Raw genomic sequence first — 18,244 nt, 5'->3', positions numbered from 1 at the left:
TCACCGAGTCAGAATCGTGACCGCTCCAGTGCCCGGCGAACCGTAGAGATGTGTGTAACCGACCCTTGGATCCCCCGGCACCTGCCGGGCACCGCCTCTGCCACGAAGTTGCACAACAATCTCGTGGATCTGCCGCAGCCCCGATGCACCAATCGGCTCGCCGTTGGCCATCAGCCCACCGTCTGTGTTCACCGGCAAAGTGCCGTCGATTTCCGTGTAGCCTTCGCCGATCAATCTCTCCTGTTCCCCGTCCCCGCAGAAACCATTCTCTGCCATATGGATCACCTCAGAACCTGCATCTGTGTCCTGTAGTTGCGCGACATCGACGTCGGAAGGTCCAATCCCGGCAATTTCGAAAGCTGCGCGCGAGGCGTCCACGGAAGGACTTGCCACAGCTTCAGTCGGCAGGGAAGGACTTTGCATCTCGAAGGCCCCGTCACGTCGGGTGCGTAGGACGCTGGCCTCGAGATGTACCGGTGCGTTCGAGAACTGGGCGGCCAGATCGCGACGGCACAGCACCACCGCCGCAGCACCTTCGTCTGGCGCGCAGTACATGTACTGCGTCAAGGGGTAGTTCAGATATGGAGCATCCAGTATCTGCTGCTCTGACATCTCTCGCCGACGCCAGGCCTTATCGTTCCGGGCACCGTTGCGAAAGTTCTTTGCAGCCACGCGCGCAAGAGTCTCGCGCGAGATGCCGAACTCTTGCATGTAGCGATTGATCTTCATGCCGAAGTAGTGCGTAGTGAGGAACAATCCTGTCTGGGCGTACCACTCGGGTAGTCCCAGCACCGCCGGATCGGCGGAGAACGCGCCCTTGGGGTGCTTGTCGAAACCCATCGCGATCGCCACATCCGCTTCGCCGTGCTCGATGGCTTTCGCCGCCATGCTGATCGAGGTGTTGCCCGTGGCGCACCCGTTGAAGACGCCATAGACAGGAATCCCCGTCAAACCAAGTTTCGCCACCACCGCATCCGGATTCGAGACCTCAAGGCTGCCCGCGAAGCCGATCTGAACGCGGGGCCATTCCACGCCGGCATCTGCGAGTGCGAGTTTGGCTGCCTCGGCACCCATATCGAGCGCCTGCTTCCCGGCGAACCGGCCGAAAGGATGCAACCCGACCCCGATGATTGATACGCCACTCATCGAGTACTCCTCGCCTGGTTCGAGTCCTCGACCGGTTCGAACGCGAACGTGACAGCTTCACCAAACGGGATCACCACTGTGCGCATCCGTTGCCCGATGGCGAGCTCGGCCGGGTCGCAAGTGGTCAACCGACCTTCTACCCGGACCCCCTCGGGAAAGTCGACGTACCCGACTCCGAATCGGGTGAACTGTTCGGGGCCTATGTACGGCGGCGCGGGCGGCCGAAACTCCTGACTGGTCCAGGTATAGAGCCGTCCTTCGGTATTCAGCGAAATCACGTCTCGCCCCGGCTCGGCAGGAAAGACCAGATGAGGCGACGTCGACGACGTGGACACCAAGAGCCGAACCTCGTCCCCATCTTCGACAAACAGATTCTCCGCAATCGGTTGCCGAGTCATGATGTGATCCGTCGCATGGCTGAAACTCCTTTTGAGGTTGGTCATGAAGCTCTATCGAGGTCCGAAACGTTGCGCACCGTCAAGACGTATGACTTCTCCGTTCGCGTAGCCGTTCTGAAGCAGGAACATTGCCGTGTCGGCAAACTCATCTGGTTCACCGAGCCTCTTCGGAAATGGAACGTTGGCGGCGAACTTAGCAATAGCCTCTTCGCCCACCGACTCCATGGTTGGCGTGCGCATGGTTCCGGGTGCGATCGTGTTGAACCGCACACCAACAGAACTCAGATCACGGGCTGCAGCGATGGTGAGTCCGATGACACCGGCTTTGGCGGCTGCATAAGCAGTTTGGCCAATTTGTCCCTCATAACCCGCGATCGACGCGGTGGCCACAACCGCTCCCCGCTCGCCGGTGCCGTCTGGGTCCAACGTTGCCATCTGAGCTGCGACCAAACGCAACACGTTGTACGTTCCGGTAAGATACAGATCTAAGGTCTTGGTGAACCCCGACAGACTTGCAGGGCTCCCGTCCCGGCCCACTACTTTCTCGACAACACCCCAACCGCCGTGCGCTATAACGGCCGCGCGCAGGTGACCCAGCCCGTTCGCGAGCGCAATCGTCGCGGCGACACTGTCCTCATCGGTGACATCGGTGGCGGAGTACACCACTCGCTCACCCAGCTCTTCGGCCAGCGAATGTGCCTTCTCCTCTGCGAGATCCGCGACGACAACGTGAGCGCCGGCCGCATGCAGCCGACGCACGACGGCTTCGCCGAGACCTCCGGCACCACCGGTGACGATGGCAACTGATTCTGAGATGTTCATCCTGGTCCTTTCTTAAGTTTCTGTTGCACAACTGGTTCGACTAGATCAACGCGGCAGTCCGAGCACTCGTTCGGCGATGATGTTTCGTTGTATCTCGGAGGTCCCCCCGTAGATGGTCTCCGCACGGGAGTTGAGGAACAGCTTGCGCGCTGCGGCAGCACCCCTGCGTCCGGACTCGAACAACGCCTCGGCTCCATATAGTTCCACCGCGAGTTCACCGATCTTCTGATGCTGCACCGAAGCGAACAACTTGCTGCACGTGGCGGCAGCTGCGGTGGCAACGCCCGGATTCGTCGATTGGGTGTCGAGGAGATCGCCGACAACACGTAGATTGGTCGACCGCATCAGGTTGACACCGATGTAGGCGTCGACCAAAGAGTGGCGAATCTGAGGGTCATCAACAGCTCCAGACATTTTCGCTGAGTCGATCAGTTCCGAGACCTCACGCTGCATCGACAGCTGAAGTGGCATGAGAGCACTGCCACGTTCCATTCCCAGCGTCGCCATCACCACTTCCCACCCTCCGTCGACGGACCCCACGACGTGATCGGCTGGGGTGAGCGCACCGTTGAAAAAGCACTCACTGAATTCGGTGGAGCCTGCCAGATTTTCGATAGGATGGATTTGCAATCCGGGCTGATCTACGGCGACCAAAAGAAGCGTCAACCCCTTGTGGCGGCGCGAGATGTCGGGATCGGTTCGGCACAACACATATAGCCAATCGGCGTGACTTCCGAAGGTGGTCCACACCTTTTGTCCGTCAACGCACCATTCGTTGTCTCGGAGCACGGCCTTCGTCCGAACCGAGGCCAGATCCGATCCGGCACCTGGCTCGCTGAATCCCTGACCCCACATTTCCTCGACCGCCAGAATCGGCGGTAGGAACCGGTCTTTCTGTTCATCGGTCCCGTACGCCAGCAGTGTTGGACCCAACAACTCGAGCGCCTGGGTGTTGACCCGCGCAGGGGCCGCCGCCCGCGCATATTCATACTCGAAGACGATCTCGTGGGCCAGCGAGGCGTTCCTGCCACCGTACTGTTCCGGCCAGCTGATGCCGAGCCACTGCCCTGCCGAGAGCTCTTTCTCCCAGGCGACCCGCACATCCCAGGCGGTATCGTCGGTAGGGCTACCGACTCCACGGTGTTCGGCAAAGTCGCCGACAAGGTGCTCCGAGAGCCAGGTGCGGATCTCGTCGCGGAATTCGACGAGGTCGGGAGCAATGTCAAAATCCATGGGTTCGTCTCTTCTAGAAGTGAAGCGGTGTGTAGGGATCGAACTGCGGTTGGCGACGTTCGACCAGACTCCGAACACCCTCGTCGAAATCTGTCTGCTTCTTAGCGACGGTCAGCAGATACTGTGCCCGCACACGCGCCGCTTCCAGCGTGCTCTCGCTGTCCCGCCACACCTGCGACTTGATCATTGCCATCGCTACAGGCGAGACGTTCTCTGCCAAGGTGTGAGCGAACAACAACGCGTCGGCGACGACAACTTCGGGGTCCGAAAGCTGCTGCACCACACCGAGGTCGAAAGCTTCTTCTGCCAGGAATACGCGCCCGGTGGCAAGTAGGTCGAATGCGTGTGCCGGACCGACCAGCCGGGTGAGAACCCAGGCACTTGCATCCTCGGCAGGCAGACCGCGTTTGGAAAACGCAGTACTGAACTTCGCACCGCGAGCGGCGAATCGATAGTCGAAGTTCAAGGCCTGTGCCAAACCGATGCCGGCACAAGTGCCGTTGATCGCCCCGATGATCGGTTTCGGGATCGTCGTGGCATAGGTCTGCGGACGACGGTTGGCCGTGTAGGTTGAGCCCGCTCGCAGCTCGTCGAGCACTGTCGGATCCAAACCCGGCACGAATGACGTGCCTTCTCCGGTGACCACGATCGCACGTACACTTTCGTCGGCCGCCGCGGTGTCCAGCGCGTCGTAGAACTCGAGTTCCATCTGAGCTGTCCACATGTTGCGCCGCTCTGGACGACTCAGGGTCAGCAGCACCGCACCTGAATCGTCAGCGTTGTAACGAACTGTCGCAGCCATCACCATTCCTCCAGCCCGCCGGGAACTCCGGCACCTCGACGTTCTTCGGTTGTGCAAATTCCGGGGGCGCTTCTCCACGAAAGAGGCAACGCCCTCCGCCGAGTCGGGGTGAGACCCCATCCACCGAAATGTTTCCCATTCCCGTGCGAAGGCAGCTTCGCGATCGGTCTCACCGAGCAGCTCGTACGCCAGTTGTTTGGTGATCCCCACCGCCGCGGGAGCGGTGGTCGCCGCCAGATCGGCAGCGATCTCCAGGGCTCTGAGGAGTACGGAGCCGGCAGGAACGGCCTCATTGGCAAGGCCGAAACGCACCGCGTCGGTCCCAGAGAAGAGCCTGCCGGTCAACAGCAGCTCCAACGCTGTGCCGAGGCCGACCAGGCGTGGGAGCATCCACAGCGAGTTCTGCTCCGGAATGAGGCCCCGGCGAGTGAAAACAAATCCGTATTTGGCATCCTCTGCCACCACCCGGATGTCCCACTGCATCGGGAATGTGAGTCCGAGGCCAACCGCCGACCCGTTGAGAGCACCGATGATGGGCGTCCGCATCTTCCACGGACGGCCACGCGCGGTCATCTCCTCCCTCGCCCGGTTATGCTGCTCCTCGTCGAACGCGAAGTTGGAACCGCCCGGCTCCAGATCGGCGCCGGTCGAGAAGAACCGGCCGCGGCCGGTCACCACGATCGCGCGGACGGCATCGTCTGCGTCGAGGCGACCCAGTTGACGGTGAAGCTCTGTCTGCATTGCCGCGATGAACCCGTTGCCACGCTCGGGCCGATCCAGCCAAACGACGGCAACATCACCGTGGTGCTCCACCGAGATCCCATCCACCGGCTCAGGTGTCACATCGCTACACACGGGGTTTACCTGAGCCGTCGGAGTTCGACCGAGCCCGCGCCACCAGCCCAGGAATCACCTCGCCGAGTTCGCCGGCCTGCCATGGTGATTCCCGATCGACACCCGGCCCGGCCACCCAGGTCTCCGCGACCGAGATGGACCCGCCTTTGACGTTGAAGACCCGGCCGGTGATCCCGGACGCTTCCGCCGAAGCAAGCCATACCACCGGCGGCGAGATGTTCGCCGGCGACCCTGCATCGAATCCGGTCCGCTTCTTGATCTCTGCCATCTTGGCGACGTACGCGTCCAGTCCTTCGGTCATCTGCGTCAGCGCACTGGGGGCAATAGCGTTCACCGTGATGCCGAGTCTGCCGAGTTCATCGGCCAAAATCACCGTGAACGACGCGATAGCAGCTTTCGCAGCACCGTAATTTGCCTGTCCGACGTTGCCGTACAACCCTGAAGGCGACGAGGTGTTGACCACACGGGGGTGCGACACCGGGTCACCCGCTTTGAACTTTCGCCGCCAGTAGTCGACAGCGTGCCGGGTCGGTGCGAATGTTCCTCGCAGGTGCACTTTCATCACCGCGTCCCACATGTCGATGTCCATGTTGACAAACATTTTGTCGCGCAAGATACCGGCGTTGTTGACCAGAACATGCAGATCGCCGTAGGTGTCCAACGCGGTATCGATGAGTCGGCCTGCGCCCTCCCAATCGGAGATGTCGTCGGAGTTCGCCACGGCTTCCCCACCCATCTCCCGTATCTCGTCCACAACGCCCTGGGCGGGGCCCACGTCGTTGACGACAACCTTGCCGCCTTGGCGCGCGAACTCGAGAGCATGCTCCCGTCCGATTCCGCCTGCTGCACCGGTGACGACAACTACTCGTCCGTCATGAAGTCCCATCTGGGCTTCCTCCCTTTCTTCTGGTCGTCAGACCGGTTCACCGAACACCGACAATGCGTTCTCACCGAGATAGCCCGAGCGTGCCTGACCGCTGAGTCCCAGTTCCGATCCCTCGTTGAAGGTGCGGTCAATTGGCAGGATCGGATAGTCCGATGCCCACATGAGCTTCTTCGTGTTTCGCCGCTCGGCAAATCGAACAATGTCGGCTGGAACATATTTCGGAGCCCAGCCCGCCGTCATCGCATACACATTGGGATGTTTCAACAGCATGGCAATGGTCTCCGAGATCCATGGATCACCGAGGTGACTCATCACGATCTTCAACTCCGGAAACGCCAACGCCACCTCGTCCACCAGAATCGTGCGCTGGAGCTTGGCAGGCTTCATCGGTCCGGGCACCCCGACATTGATGGACACGACAGCACCTTCATCGCAGGCCGCTGTGTACAGGGGGAATGCCAGTTTGTCGTCGATCGCTATGCCGGTGAACATGGGGATGATGCGAATACACTTGATGCCGTACTCGCGGACTGCGATTCTCACGTGCTTCGCTGCCTCATAACCGAGGCACGGGTCGATGCCGACGGACGTGACGAACCGTCCAGGAAAGTTCTTCTGGTATCCCGCAAGACGCTCACAGGTCTGTCGCAGAACATCCTCACCCGACTTGGTTCCGTGAATGAAGGGCGGAGTAATGTCACGTGGCGCTTTCGACAGGACGCCACCGAAGATGTCGAGACGATCCATCTCGGCAACCACGTCTTCCATGGTCTCGCCCCCTTCGTATGCGCTGTTCCCACGCTTGAATCGCGCAACCACAGATGGGTCAGGGGTCACCTCCCCCGCCGCGTACGGAAGATTGATCCACGCGTCGAAGACGCGCGTACACGTCGATTCAGACATTCAGTACTCCTAACGGCCGGTGTAGTGTGGCGCGCGTTTCTCGGTCATCGCAGCCAGCGCCTCGGCAGAGTCTTGCGTCGCTGCGACAACGGCGAAGTGAGATGAGATCAGGTCGAGTGCGGTTCGGAGATCCGTCTCCGAAGACTGATATGTCGCGCGTTTGATCATCCGTACCGTGACCGGCGGATGTTGCGCAATCGATTTCGCCAGTCTGGCGGTCTCGGCGCGGAAGTCGATTGGGGCGGCGATCCGATTCACGAGGCCGATGCGCAGCGCTTCGCTAGCGTCGATGAACTCGCCGGTCAGAAGCAGTTCAAGGGCTTTGGATGTGCCAACGATACGTGGCAGGTAGTATGCCCCACCATCCCCCGGCGTCAGGCCTACCCGTACATACCCCTCAGATAGGCGGGCCTGCGCCGACATGATCCGCAGGTCGCACATCAGCGCCATATCAAGTCCGGCACCGACTGCCACACCGTTAATGGCCGCGATCACTGGTTTGTCCAGGTCACTCATTGCCAGCGCCACCCGGTGCACCTCGTCATGCAACTGGAGCTTGCGTTCGAGCGGCGTCAGATCGGGATTCGCATTCGAGATCGACCCGAGGTCTATTCCCGAGCAAAACGCGCGGTCACCTGCGCCGGTCAGCACCACCACCCGAACATCGCCGTCTCGCCTGGCCTCCAGTAGCAGACGCTCCCATTCTCGAATCATCGGGAATGTAAATGCGTTTCGCTGTTCTGGCCGATTGAGAGTGATGGTGCCCACCCCATCTTCGACGGACCAATTCAGCTCATCCACGCTGTCTCCTCGTCAACCCCGAGGGGCTCGTTCGCATCGATCGAACCCCACAGGCGGCTTTTTAATTCGTCCACTAGTTGTACTATACGCACATGGCAGTTTCGCTGGACGGTATCGCCGCACTACCCCTCTCATCGGCAGATCAAGAGTTTCGCGAGGAGTTGCAAACCTGGCTCGCTGAACACCTTGTCGGTGATTTCGCTGGGCAGGCCGACCGAGGCGGCCCTGATGATGACGACAACTGGGAGCTCCGACGGGAGTGGGAGAGAGAACTCGGTGCCGGCAACTGGCTGGGCCTGTCCTGGCCCCTCGAGTACGGCGGCCGTAGCGCGTCCATGACCCAGGAGATCGTCTTCGCCATGGAATACGCCCGAGCGGGTGCACCGCCACGTGCCGCATTCCACGGGGAATCGCTGATGGCCCCGACCGCTCTCGCACATGGCACGGACGAGCAGAAAACTCGCTTGCTCCTTCCAATGTCCCGATCGGAAGTGGTGTGGTGTCAAGGATATTCGGAGCCCGATGCCGGCTCGGATCTCGCCAACATCTCCACCAAAGCAGTCCGAGAGGGCGACGTGTGGGTAATCAATGGCCAGAAGATCTGGACCACGTTCGCCCATCATGCCGATTGGATCTTTGCAATCGTTCGCACTGAGGCCGGTTCTGCACGTCATGACGGCCTTTCGTACATGCTCATCCCGCTCGATCAGCCCGGCGTCCGCGTCGTGCCCATCCGGACCATGCTCGGCGACAGTGGATTCAACGAGGTTTTCTTCGACCACGCCCGCACCTCGGCCACGAACGTTCTCGGACAGGAAGGCGACGGGTGGAGTGCGGCTATGACCACACTTGGTCACGAACGCGCCACCTCTGTCCTCAACTACCAGTTCTCGTTCGCACGCGAAATGGGATACCTGCAAACACTGGCGCGTAGCCGAGGCGCTCTCGCTGATCCCGTCCTTCGTGACCGGATCGTCGATTCGTACATCGGTCTGGAAATCATGGCCTACAACAACTTGCGGTCGCTGACTACCGCGCTCCAACAAGGCAAGTTCGGCCCCGAGGCCTCCATCGGCAAGTACTACTGGTCTCGTTGGCATCAAGAGTTCACGGAAGTCGCCATGGATGTGCTCGGGCCTGATGCGCTCCTCGGCACCAACTGGGGGACGGGACCGGACAGCACAGCCGAAACGATGCGCCGGTCGTTCATCCGAGCCCGCGCGGAGACGATCTACGCCGGCTCCAGCGAGATCCAGAAGAACATCATCAGCGAAAGGGTCCTGAAAATGCCCCGCGAGCCCAAGGGAACCGGCCGATGAGCGGACCACTGAACGGGATCAGGGTGCTTGATCTGAGCCGGATTCTGGCAGCCCCGTTCGCCACGCAACTCCTCGGCGACCTCGGCGCCGAGGTGATCAAAGTCGAGCGACCCCTGGTCGGCGACGACGCCCGACAGTACGGGCCACCGTTTCTCGACGATCACCCCGCAGAGTCCGGATTCTATCTGAGCTGCAATCGCAACAAGCGATCGATCACCATCGATCATTCACTGCCAGAAGGGGCTGAACTGATTCATGAGCTCGCCGACACGTCCGATGTGATCATCGAGAACTATCGTGCGGGAGTACTCGAGAAATACGGGCTCGACTACGCCAGCTTGCACGCCACCAATCCGCACCTCATCTACTGCTCGGTGACCGGGTTCGGCCAAGACGGGCCCTATGCGATGCGCGCGGGCTACGACGGCGTGTTCCAAGCCATGAGCGGCATGATGAGCGTCTCCGGGATACCCGACGGTGAACCCGGCGCGGGACCGATGAAAGTCGGCGTCTCGATGGTCGACATCCTCACCGGTCTTTATGCATCGAACGCGGTCCTCGCCGCCCTCCACCACCGCGATTCTGAAGGCGTCATCGGCCAATACATCGATCTCGCACTCCTCGACTGCGGTGTCGCCGCGCTTTCTCACTATGCCCAGAACTACCTCGTTTCAGGTGTAGCCGCGCCACGACGCGGCAATGGCGGCTTCGGCGGTATCCCTTCCCAAGCGTTCACGTGCGCCGATGGCGCCGAGATCTTTGTCGTCGCCAGCACACCAAAACAGTTTTCGGCGCTGGCCACTGCACTGGGCAGGCCTGAACTCGCCGACAGGGAGGAGTTTGCAGGGGTGTCGGCTCGAATTGCGAACCGCGACCTTGTTCTCGACACCTTGGAAGACATCTTCTTGCAGCGCGACGCTTCTGACTGGGTCGCCGCCCTCGAGGATGCGGACGTACCGGTCAGTCCCGTGAACACCATGGATGGGGTCTTCTCGAACCCCCAAGTAATCCACCATGAGTTGCGCACACCCATCAAGCACCCGGCCGGATCGGTCGATGTCATTCGCAACCCTATCCGTTACTCGGAATCCGTGATCGACAACTACTCACCGCCGCCAACTCTCGGGCAACACACCGACGAGTTGCTCAGCGAAATCCTCGAGAGGAGACCCGATCAGATCGAACAACTTCGTCACAGCGGAGTTATTTGATGCGGGACGGCCATCCTCTGGGGAAACTAAGTCAGGTAGGACAATCAACATGACTTCCACCATCATGTACGAGACGTTCGACTCCGGTCGAATTGCGCGCGTGACAATGAACCGGCCCCAAGCGCGTAACGCACAGAACCGAGCTCTCCTCGTAGAACTCGACGAAGCCCTGCTGCGTGCCGAAGCCGATGATGCGGTGCGGGTGATCATTCTTGCCGGCAACGGACCAAGCTTCTCAGCCGGTCACGACATGGGGTCCCGAGAGGCCATCGAAGAGGCCGAGCCAGGACCAGGGCAACATCCCACCTTCGGGGTCAACGGCGGCACCAGAGATAGTCCCGTCGAGAATCGGACGCTTCAGGAGTGGCGCCACTATTTCGACAACACCCGGCGGTGGCGTGACCTGCGGAAGATCACAATCGCGCAGGTCCACGGGAATGTGGTGTCAGCAGGACTCATGCTCATGTGGTGCTGCGACCTGATCGTCGCTGCCGATGACACCGTTTTCTCCGACGTAGTCGGCGCGAGACTGGGATGCCCGGCGTGGAGTACCTCGCACATCCTTGGGAGTTCGGACCGCGCAAGGCCAAAGAGTTATTGCTTACCGGGGATTCGATTGATGCCGAAGAAGGCTACCGACTAGGCATGGTATCCAAACTTTTCACGCGAGATACTCTGTCGGACAATACGCTCGAGTTTGCGCGCAGGATCGCAGCACGGCCGACCTTCGCGAGCTTGCTCGTCAAGGACTCCGTGAACGACACGGTCGACGCAATGGGATTTTCCGAATCCCTCAAGCACAGCTTTTATCTGCATCAACTCGGCCACGCACACTGGATGGCGATCAACGACGACAAGTTCCCTGCGGGCAAGCCTGGTCCCGACATCACCGACTGGCGAACGGCGGGACCGGCTTCGCCTGCACGCAAAAATGTTCCATGAGACCACAGAACTCGTTCGTCTGTTACTCCGAGATTCTCCAAGGCGCGGGAGAGCGGTGGCCGGACCAGATTGCCTTGCGTTTTCACGACGAGATCTGGACTTACTCCGAACTCGCCTCGGCTGCGGCCATCGCCACATCGCGGATGATCGAGGCGGGAATCGGTGAGAACACACGGGTTCTCCTACTCATGGAGAACCGGCCCGAGTATCTGATCGCGCAGTTTGCGCTTTCTCATATCGGCGCGGTGTTCGTGACGCCCAACCCATACTGGACCCCGAGTGAGATTGAAAATGCGATTGCGGCGACCGCAGCGACCGCAGCTGTCTACGAACCCCGGTTCGCCGCGCTGACGAAGCGGTTCATCCACTCCATACCAGTTGATGAGTTGCTCAAATTTTCTCCCCACCAACCACCATCACCACCGTCTACCCAGCACTCGAACAGCGCACGGTACATCCCGTTCTCATCTGGATCCACCGGCCTCCCCAAAGGCGTTGTCCACACCGACGCAAGTCTGTGTGGAGGTGTTGACCAGCTTCGCCGCCACCTCGCGTTGACGAGTAGGGACGTTCTCCAGATCTCACTTCCCCTGTGCCATGTTTTCGGCGCGACCATGTGCGCAGCCGCAATCAGTGTCGGCGCGCAGATGACCTTGTTCCAGCGCTTCAATCTTGACACGTCACTGGCCCATGTCCGGTCGGCCGGGGTCACGATCTGGCCTCTGGCAGGGGCGGTGGCCCACAAATTGGCCCAACGATCAGATCTCAAACCATCGGCGTTCGCGACACTTCGATACTTCATGTGGGGCGGGTCGTCGGTCCCGCCCGAGTTGGCACGCGACATCACCGCCCGGACCGGCGTGCAATTCCTGTGTTCGTACGGAATGACCGAGGCAATGATGGTCGCGTTCAACCCGGTCGACCGGCCCAGCGATTGGAAACTGGAATCGCCTGGGTATCCGACCCACGGCACTGAGGTGCGCTTGGGATCGGGAGGCGAACTGGAGGTCCGGGGGGTCAGCGTCGCAACCGGTTACGCGGCTACCGCATCCGATTCGTTTCTCGACGACGGCTGGTTCCGAACCGGTGATCTGGTCACCTTCGATCCCGACGGACGGATGAACATCGTCGGAAGGCGCAAGGAGATGCTGAAGGTCTCGGGCTTCCAAGTGTCACCGACAGAGGTGGAAGACGCGATCCTCGCGCACCCAGATGTGATCGATGTCGGGGTGGTCGGACACCCTGATGGAAAGACCGGGGAAGCACCGGTGGCGTTTGTCGTTCGCGCCTCGGCAGACCTATCCGCCGACGCGCTCACAACTTGGGCGGCGACCCGACTCGCGTCCTACAAGCTCCCGCGCGTATACCATTTCGTATCCGCATTACCGCGGACGCCCGGTGGCAAGCTCCAGCGCCATAAGCTCCAACCAACGGACACATGATCAGACCGGATCGAACTTCTCGATAAGCCACTTGCCGTCAACCTTTTTCAACTCGACCCGCACACTGCTCGCAGACAAGGTCGGACTGACATTGTCGATAGTTGTCGTCGATTGGTTGACGAATACCAGTGCGACCGCGTGATCGGCTTCGGCACTCTCCACTGCCGTTCCGGCGATCGTCGCCTGGGTATCAACTTTCTTCTCTTTGGCAGCCGGAGAAACGACCTCAGCCGTGAAGTCTTTGTAATAGTCAGCGAACTCCCCGGTCAGAAGTGACTGCGCGCGTTGCAGGTCTTGATCGATGGAGTCGTGCTTGTATGACAGGATGGCGACCGCGCCGTCGGCAGCGACACGTCCGACATCACTTTGTGTCTGATCCACCTGCTGGTTGTTGTTGTAGACGCTCCAATACTGGTAGCCGGCGAGACCCAGCAGCACCGCGAGCACCACGACTGCCGCTGCGACGACGAACTTGATCTGGCGCAAGGTGATTTCCATGGCCAACCGAGCTTTACGGCTGCGTATTCGGGAGAGTGTGCGCTTGCTGGCCCCCGCGCTCTCTCGCGTGTCATCAGCCGCACCCGATTTGTTGGCGGTCGCGTCCTCTTCCGCCGCGTCGTCCACTTCCGCCGCCTGTGTGAGTTCGTGGGGCACGACATCGTCCTCGATCCCTGCATCATCTCCACTCCCCGACTCGGGAGATTTATCTGAGGTATCGCCGATACTGCTGCTTTTCACGCTGGCCTTCATGGCACGAACTCCACTTTCGACATTTTCAGCTGACCTTCTGAGGGCATGACGGTGACCCGCAATCGCCACGCTCGTTGTTCGTTCTGCGCGCCGGCCTCGTTGTTCACCTTGGAGGTCGACGCGATCAGCACGACAGCGGATCCGTCGCTGTTCACCTTCTCGATCCCTGCGTTCTGGATCTCACCTTCGGTCGAGACCTTCGACTTCGTGACTACGTCGACGAAGGATGCGGATCGTCCCTCGAAGTCCTTGCGGAACTCGCCCGTTGAGCCGTCGATGACACGCTGGACATCGCGTCGTGCATTGTTGAAATCAATTGACGTCATGTTGACCACGCCTTGCTTCGCTGCCTGCACAAAGGCGATACGGTCGTCCTGCTCGGCGGAGTGGTCACGATCTGCGGTGAAGAGTAGTACGTTGATCACGGCGACGCCGACCACGAGAATTAGCAGCAGCGCCGACAGCACGACAAGCTTCTTCCGTACGGGTGTCGACCCATCCGGTGGTTTCGGACCAAGAGTGTCTCTTGCTATCGACCGCCTCGACGTGCGGCCTCGTCGTCGTAGCGCAGGACGGCTCTTGGTGGGTGAAACACCTCCAACCTCCTGCACCTCGTCTGGAGGGCTTCCACCGTCCACGAGCGCGTCTCCAGGGGAGGCTTCGTCCGCGTCGTCCTCGGCCTCTCCCGCAAGCGCGCGCTCGGCTGCCTTCGCCGCAGTTTCGGCCGCGGCCGCGGCGACAGCCGCGGCATCAGCGGCCTTACGTGCCGCATCAGCGCGGTCTTGCGCTGTCATCTTCGACACCTTGAACCTCCCGACTACTTCGCCGGATCCATCATCTGTTGCCATGTTGCACCACCCTCTGTTTGCTGCTTGTCCGCGAGGTCGGATTGCGTATAGACCGATCCATCCGGTGCGATGTACTGGCCGCTGTCCGGATCATATTTCGCGGTTGCGACCGGACCTGCGGACTCACTGTCCCGAAATCCGGACGGCGCGCCCTGCTGGGCCAGCGCGGGATTGTCCACCGTGGGTGTCGGGTCGCCGATCCAGGGGTTGTCACCGAGCGGAACGTACGATTCGTCGCTCTTGCACATGGTCACGGTCGGCGCACGTTTTCCAGGCTTGTCCATGCACGGAAGGTTCCGCGCACCACGGACCGAGTTCGTCGAATCCTGCGGAATTGAACAGTAGAGGTCTTCATCGGTGCGGGGTGGCGAATCCACTGCGGAACCGTCACGTCTCTCCGACGCCGGAAGAAAGCCAGTTGTGCAGGGCGGCAACGAGTTCAGGGTCGGCGTGTTGAACGACAGAAAGCCACGATCGGTCCCGTCCAAGTTCGGGACCGCAATCGCCGCCAACGCGCTCATCCCCTGCGGGATGATAACCAAAACCTGCTCGAGACTGGCGTTGTAGGTCACCCCGACCTGGCCCAGGCTGACCAGATTCGAGAGCAATATGGGTAAGGTCGGCTGCAGCTGTTGAAACAGCGCATTGACCTGTCCTGCAGCGTCGGGCGTGTTCTTCAAGATTCCCCGCAGCGCGTCGTCATTGTCGGCGGCCTGGGCGCTTAGTGAGCTCAGGGAGCTCGCCCAAGTACGGATCGAGTCGCTCGTGACGACCTGCGAGTTAAGCACCGGACCGAGGTCTTTGATCAGGGTATTGACGGCGGCGACATTGCCGTTTGCGTCGCTGATCAGCTTGTTCGCCGAATCGAGCAGCCGTCGCAGATCCTCTTCGGATCCATTGACGGCATCGTAGGATTCGTCGATCAGCACGTCCAGTTTGTCCTGCGGAATCTGCTGGAGGCTCTTGTTCACCGTATCGATCAGAGGTGCGATGTCCTGCGGGACAGTTGTCTGCTCGACGGGAATCACATTGTCATCAGAGAAGTAGGGCCCAGCTGTCGATTGAGGAACGAGGTCGATGTATTGCTCACCGATCGCCGACCGACTGTGTACTTCCGCGATGCTGCTCTTCGGCACCTTGGTTCCGCTGTCCATGCTGAGGACGGCCTCGACGCCGCCGTTGGCCAGCTGCACACTTGTGACCTGCCCGACAGTTTGCCCACGGTAGGTCACGTTAGAACTCGTATACAACCCACCGGTGTCAGCCAATTCGACCTTCAACGTGTATCGACCGATACCCACCGAGGCCGGGACCCTCATGAACCACACGGCCATGATCACCAGCGACACGACGGTGAGAAACGCGAAAATCCGCAACTGCCATCGGACGAACCGAGTCATCCTCATGACGTTCCTCGCAAGATCGGCGCGGTCAACGGATTCTTGGTCTGTGGTGTCGGTTGTCGACCGGCCGTGCGTCCCAGCATCGTTTCCAACTGAGTGAGCTTCCCGTCGGCCGGAGTCATCTGCAGCAACGAATTGTCGAGCCTACCCAGCGTCAAATCGATTGTGGCACTCAGGTTTGCCGCATCGCCACGGATGAACTGTTTGATTCCGGCCTGCGGCCAGGGAAACGTTGCGAGAAGTCCCAGCGATTTGGTCAGGTTGGGCCCGGCGTCGGCGAGCTGTTGCAGTACAGGCCCGATGCTCGCAAGATTCTCGGTGACGCTGGTGCTGCTTGCCGCTATTACCTCATCGGCTCTGGTAGCGAAATTGCCGATGGCAAGTATCGCATCCCGCAGGGTGTCGCGATCCTTGGCCAGTACATCCAGTGCCGGCGGAATGCTGTTAAGCGCGTTGTCCAGTACATCCGCGCGGGCATTGAGCTGCCCCGCCAGCCGGTCCAGGCCCTCAGAGGCCGCAATGATGTCCTGCTTCTGTTCGTCCATGGATGAAGTGAAGGTATCCAGTTGCGTGATCAAACCGCGGGCATCTGACTCATGGCCGGAAAGCGCAGCATTGAGTTGTTGGTTTATCTGCTGCAGTTGCGCCAGTCCGCTCCCGTTGAGGACAACCGACACTGACGAAAGCGTCTGTTCCGTCGACGGATATTCGCCGGCGCGATCCAGTTGAATCACTCCACCAGCGTCGAGGTGGCCTTGCGCGGGTTCACCCAGGGGCTCGGCCAACTCGACGTGCACGGTACCCAACAGGCTCGTCTGACCGAGTTTGGCAGTCGCATTCGCCGGCAACGACACCTCCTCACCGAGTCTGACGGTCACCAGGGCGTGCCACCCTTGACGTTCGACCCCCGTGACGGTTCCGACGTTGACATCGTTGACCTTCACCTGAGAGTTCTCCTCCAAAGTGCTCACATCGGGCATCTGGATCTGTACCTCATAGGACCCGTCGCCTCCCCCCTCTGTACCGGGGAGGGGCAGTGAATTGGCGCCGCGCCAGTCCGAACAGGCCGACAAAAATATCAACGCGGAAACGACGGTGACAACCGCGGATACTCTGCGCCGGCGCATAATAAGACCTTTAGTTACCGTCATCGTGGCCCGCCCACAACGGCAGGTTGCATCAACCCTCTGAGTCCGGATCCACCCTGGACTTGCGACCGCGGTGTGTCCGCCGGCTCGAAGACGCCGGGCACCGATGTGTTTGTCTGACCCGCGGGCGGCTTCAAACCCGCCTCGCTGTAGTCGATCTGCTCCGGTCGGAGCTGGACGCCTTTGATCGGATTGATGCCGACCGGGGGATAGTTGAACTGGAGATTCTTCAACACCGGCCCGAGGTGCTGCGCGCAGCGCTGCGCAGATACTTCAGCTCCTTCGCCAGACGCGGCCTGTATTGCACCGCAAATGAACTGAATAGGATTCTGAAACTGGGTGACCGCAAGCGCACCGGTCAACGTGCCCTGCGCCGGTTGATAGATGTTGTAGAAGTTCGAGAAGGCGGTGGGGCCCACATGCAGTAGCTGTTCGATATCAGGCTGACTCTGCTGTAGCGACGTGGTCACCCTCGAGAGACGCTCAACTGATGTCGACAGTTGGTCGCGATTGTCTGCCACGAACTTCTCGAGCTCCCCGAGCACTTCGTTGACACTGTTCATCGCGTTACCGAGTTCGTTATCGCTGTTGGACAGCACTGACGTGACCGAAGCCAGATCTTGGTTGAACTGAGCCATCTGCTGGTCACTGGTCGCCAGTGCGCTGACGAAGACCTGGAGGTTTCGAACAGTCGCGAAGAGGTCGTCACGTCCGTCTGACAGGGTTGTGGTCGCCTTGGAGAGACTGCCGAGTGTGTCGTTGATCTGGTTCCCTCTGTCGTCGAGCGCCGATGCGGCCGAATCGACGAACTCTCCCAGCGGCCCATCTGGGTTGTTTGTCGTATCACTGAGCGCCGAGGTCAGTTGTTCGAGCTGAGCTCGAAAGTCGTCCCACTCCACAGGAACGGCTGTCCGCTCGATCGGAATGTTGTCGCCAGACTTCATCTTCGGGCCACCGGTGTACGCCGGAGCAAGTTGAATTGACCTGGCGGACACCAAAGTCGGTGACAATATGACTGCTTTCGCATCGCCAGGCACCGGATGCGAGCTGTCGACACGCAACTCCACCTTCATTTTGTCGCCGGCTGCGGTGATCGATCCGACCTTGCCGACCTCCACACCCATAATCTTCACCGTGTCACCCGCGTACAGCCCGTTGGTGTTGGCAAAATATGCCGTGACCGTGGTGGTGGTTGCCTTCGAATACACATGCCAGCCCAGGAGTGCGGCGGCGCACAGTATAACGATGGTCGACGCAGCGAGTAGCGCGCGCCTGTTCGAGCTCGCGAAACCGCGCGCCTTCAAAGCTAATCGATCAGCCGATAGTCGACTCACT

General features: G+C 60.4%; 16 protein-coding genes and 1 pseudogene. 4 read left to right on the top strand and 13 right to left on the bottom strand.

Translation table 11 applies throughout. From position 1 onward, the window contains the following. From MVA47_RS09390 to MVA47_RS09355, 8 genes are read right to left on the bottom strand one after another with little or no spacing between them, the layout of a single operon-like run. Positions 1-1,146, bottom strand: a complete 1,146-nt coding sequence (locus MVA47_RS09390) for a thiolase family protein (RefSeq protein ID WP_247207606.1) — start codon at positions 1,144-1,146, stop codon at positions 1-3. After that, positions 1,143-1,544: a Zn-ribbon domain-containing OB-fold protein gene (locus tag MVA47_RS09385; protein WP_247207605.1), complete on the bottom strand. Its 402-nt coding sequence runs from the start codon at positions 1,542-1,544 to the stop codon at positions 1,143-1,145. The genes MVA47_RS09390 and MVA47_RS09385 overlap by 4 nt, the downstream gene beginning before the upstream one ends. A gap of 51 nt (positions 1,545-1,595) precedes the next feature. Further along, entirely contained in the window at positions 1,596-2,366 is a 771-nt protein-coding gene (locus tag MVA47_RS09380; RefSeq protein ID WP_247207604.1) for an SDR family oxidoreductase, read from the bottom strand. A gap of 45 nt (positions 2,367-2,411) precedes the next feature. Continuing rightward, entirely contained in the window at positions 2,412-3,599 is a 1,188-nt protein-coding gene (locus MVA47_RS09375; RefSeq protein WP_247207603.1) for an acyl-CoA dehydrogenase family protein, read from the bottom strand. A 13-nt stretch (positions 3,600-3,612) separates the two neighbouring features. Continuing rightward, entirely contained in the window at positions 3,613-5,256 is a 1,644-nt protein-coding gene (locus MVA47_RS09370; protein ID WP_247207602.1) for an enoyl-CoA hydratase-related protein, read from the bottom strand. Further along, a complete protein-coding gene (locus tag MVA47_RS09365) occupies positions 5,249-6,142 on the bottom strand; it encodes an SDR family oxidoreductase (protein ID WP_247207601.1) in 894 nt (297 codons plus the stop codon). Before MVA47_RS09365 ends, MVA47_RS09370 begins: the two co-directional genes overlap by 8 nt. Positions 6,143-6,169: 27 nt before the next feature. Continuing rightward, positions 6,170-7,045, bottom strand: coding sequence for an amidohydrolase family protein (locus MVA47_RS09360; RefSeq protein WP_247207600.1), 876 nt, complete (start codon positions 7,043-7,045; stop codon positions 6,170-6,172). Positions 7,046-7,054: 9 nt separating this feature from the next. Further along, positions 7,055-7,846, bottom strand: a complete 792-nt coding sequence (locus MVA47_RS09355) for an enoyl-CoA hydratase/isomerase family protein (protein WP_247207599.1) — start codon at positions 7,844-7,846, stop codon at positions 7,055-7,057. Positions 7,847-7,938: 92 nt separating this feature from the next. On the opposite strand from MVA47_RS09355, the gene MVA47_RS09350 reads away from it, so the two are divergent. The 4 genes and pseudogenes from MVA47_RS09350 to MVA47_RS09335 all read left to right on the top strand — a co-directional run bounded on the left by MVA47_RS09350 (position 7,939) and on the right by MVA47_RS09335 (position 12,760). Next, positions 7,939-9,165 (top strand): acyl-CoA dehydrogenase family protein, encoded by a 1,227-nt coding sequence (locus tag MVA47_RS09350; protein ID WP_247207598.1) that lies wholly within the window; start codon positions 7,939-7,941, stop codon positions 9,163-9,165. Further along, positions 9,162-10,376 (top strand): CaiB/BaiF CoA-transferase family protein, encoded by a 1,215-nt coding sequence (locus MVA47_RS09345; protein WP_247207597.1) that lies wholly within the window; start codon positions 9,162-9,164, stop codon positions 10,374-10,376. The genes MVA47_RS09350 and MVA47_RS09345 overlap by 4 nt, the downstream gene beginning before the upstream one ends. A gap of 49 nt (positions 10,377-10,425) precedes the next feature. Beyond that, positions 10,426-11,318, top strand: a pseudogene (locus MVA47_RS09340) (enoyl-CoA hydratase). Continuing rightward, positions 11,315-12,760, top strand: a complete 1,446-nt coding sequence (locus tag MVA47_RS09335; RefSeq protein ID WP_247207596.1) for a class I adenylate-forming enzyme family protein — start codon at positions 11,315-11,317, stop codon at positions 12,758-12,760. Before MVA47_RS09340 ends, MVA47_RS09335 begins: the two are co-directional and overlap by 4 nt. Here the strand turns inward: MVA47_RS09335 and MVA47_RS09330 are convergent, their stop codons facing one another. The 5 genes from MVA47_RS09330 to MVA47_RS09310 are packed head-to-tail and all read right to left on the bottom strand — an operon-like array spanning position 12,761 to position 18,243. Continuing rightward, on the bottom strand, positions 12,761-13,510 hold the full coding sequence (locus MVA47_RS09330) for a hypothetical protein (protein ID WP_247207595.1): 750 nt from the start codon (positions 13,508-13,510) through the stop codon (positions 12,761-12,763). After that, positions 13,507-14,358 (bottom strand): hypothetical protein, encoded by an 852-nt coding sequence (locus tag MVA47_RS09325; RefSeq protein WP_247207594.1) that lies wholly within the window; start codon positions 14,356-14,358, stop codon positions 13,507-13,509. The genes MVA47_RS09330 and MVA47_RS09325 overlap by 4 nt, the downstream gene beginning before the upstream one ends. Further along, positions 14,328-15,758 (bottom strand): MlaD family protein, encoded by a 1,431-nt coding sequence (locus MVA47_RS09320; protein ID WP_281504697.1) that lies wholly within the window; start codon positions 15,756-15,758, stop codon positions 14,328-14,330. The genes MVA47_RS09325 and MVA47_RS09320 overlap by 31 nt, the downstream gene beginning before the upstream one ends. A gap of 2 nt (positions 15,759-15,760) precedes the next feature. After that, the gene (locus MVA47_RS09315; protein ID WP_247210691.1) at positions 15,761-16,888 is read right to left on the bottom strand and encodes an MCE family protein; all 1,128 of its coding nucleotides are present in this window, start codon (positions 16,886-16,888) and stop codon (positions 15,761-15,763) included. Between the two features lie 20 nt (positions 16,889-16,908). Beyond that, positions 16,909-18,243: an MCE family protein gene (locus tag MVA47_RS09310; RefSeq protein ID WP_247207592.1), complete on the bottom strand. Its 1,335-nt coding sequence runs from the start codon at positions 18,241-18,243 to the stop codon at positions 16,909-16,911. Between the last annotated feature and the right edge of the window lies 1 nt (position 18,244).

The sequence above is a fragment of the Williamsia sp. DF01-3 genome (assembly GCF_023051145.1).
Classification (GTDB): domain Bacteria; phylum Actinomycetota; class Actinomycetes; order Mycobacteriales; family Mycobacteriaceae; genus Williamsia.
This window is presented reverse-complemented; position numbering and strand designations above follow the sequence as displayed.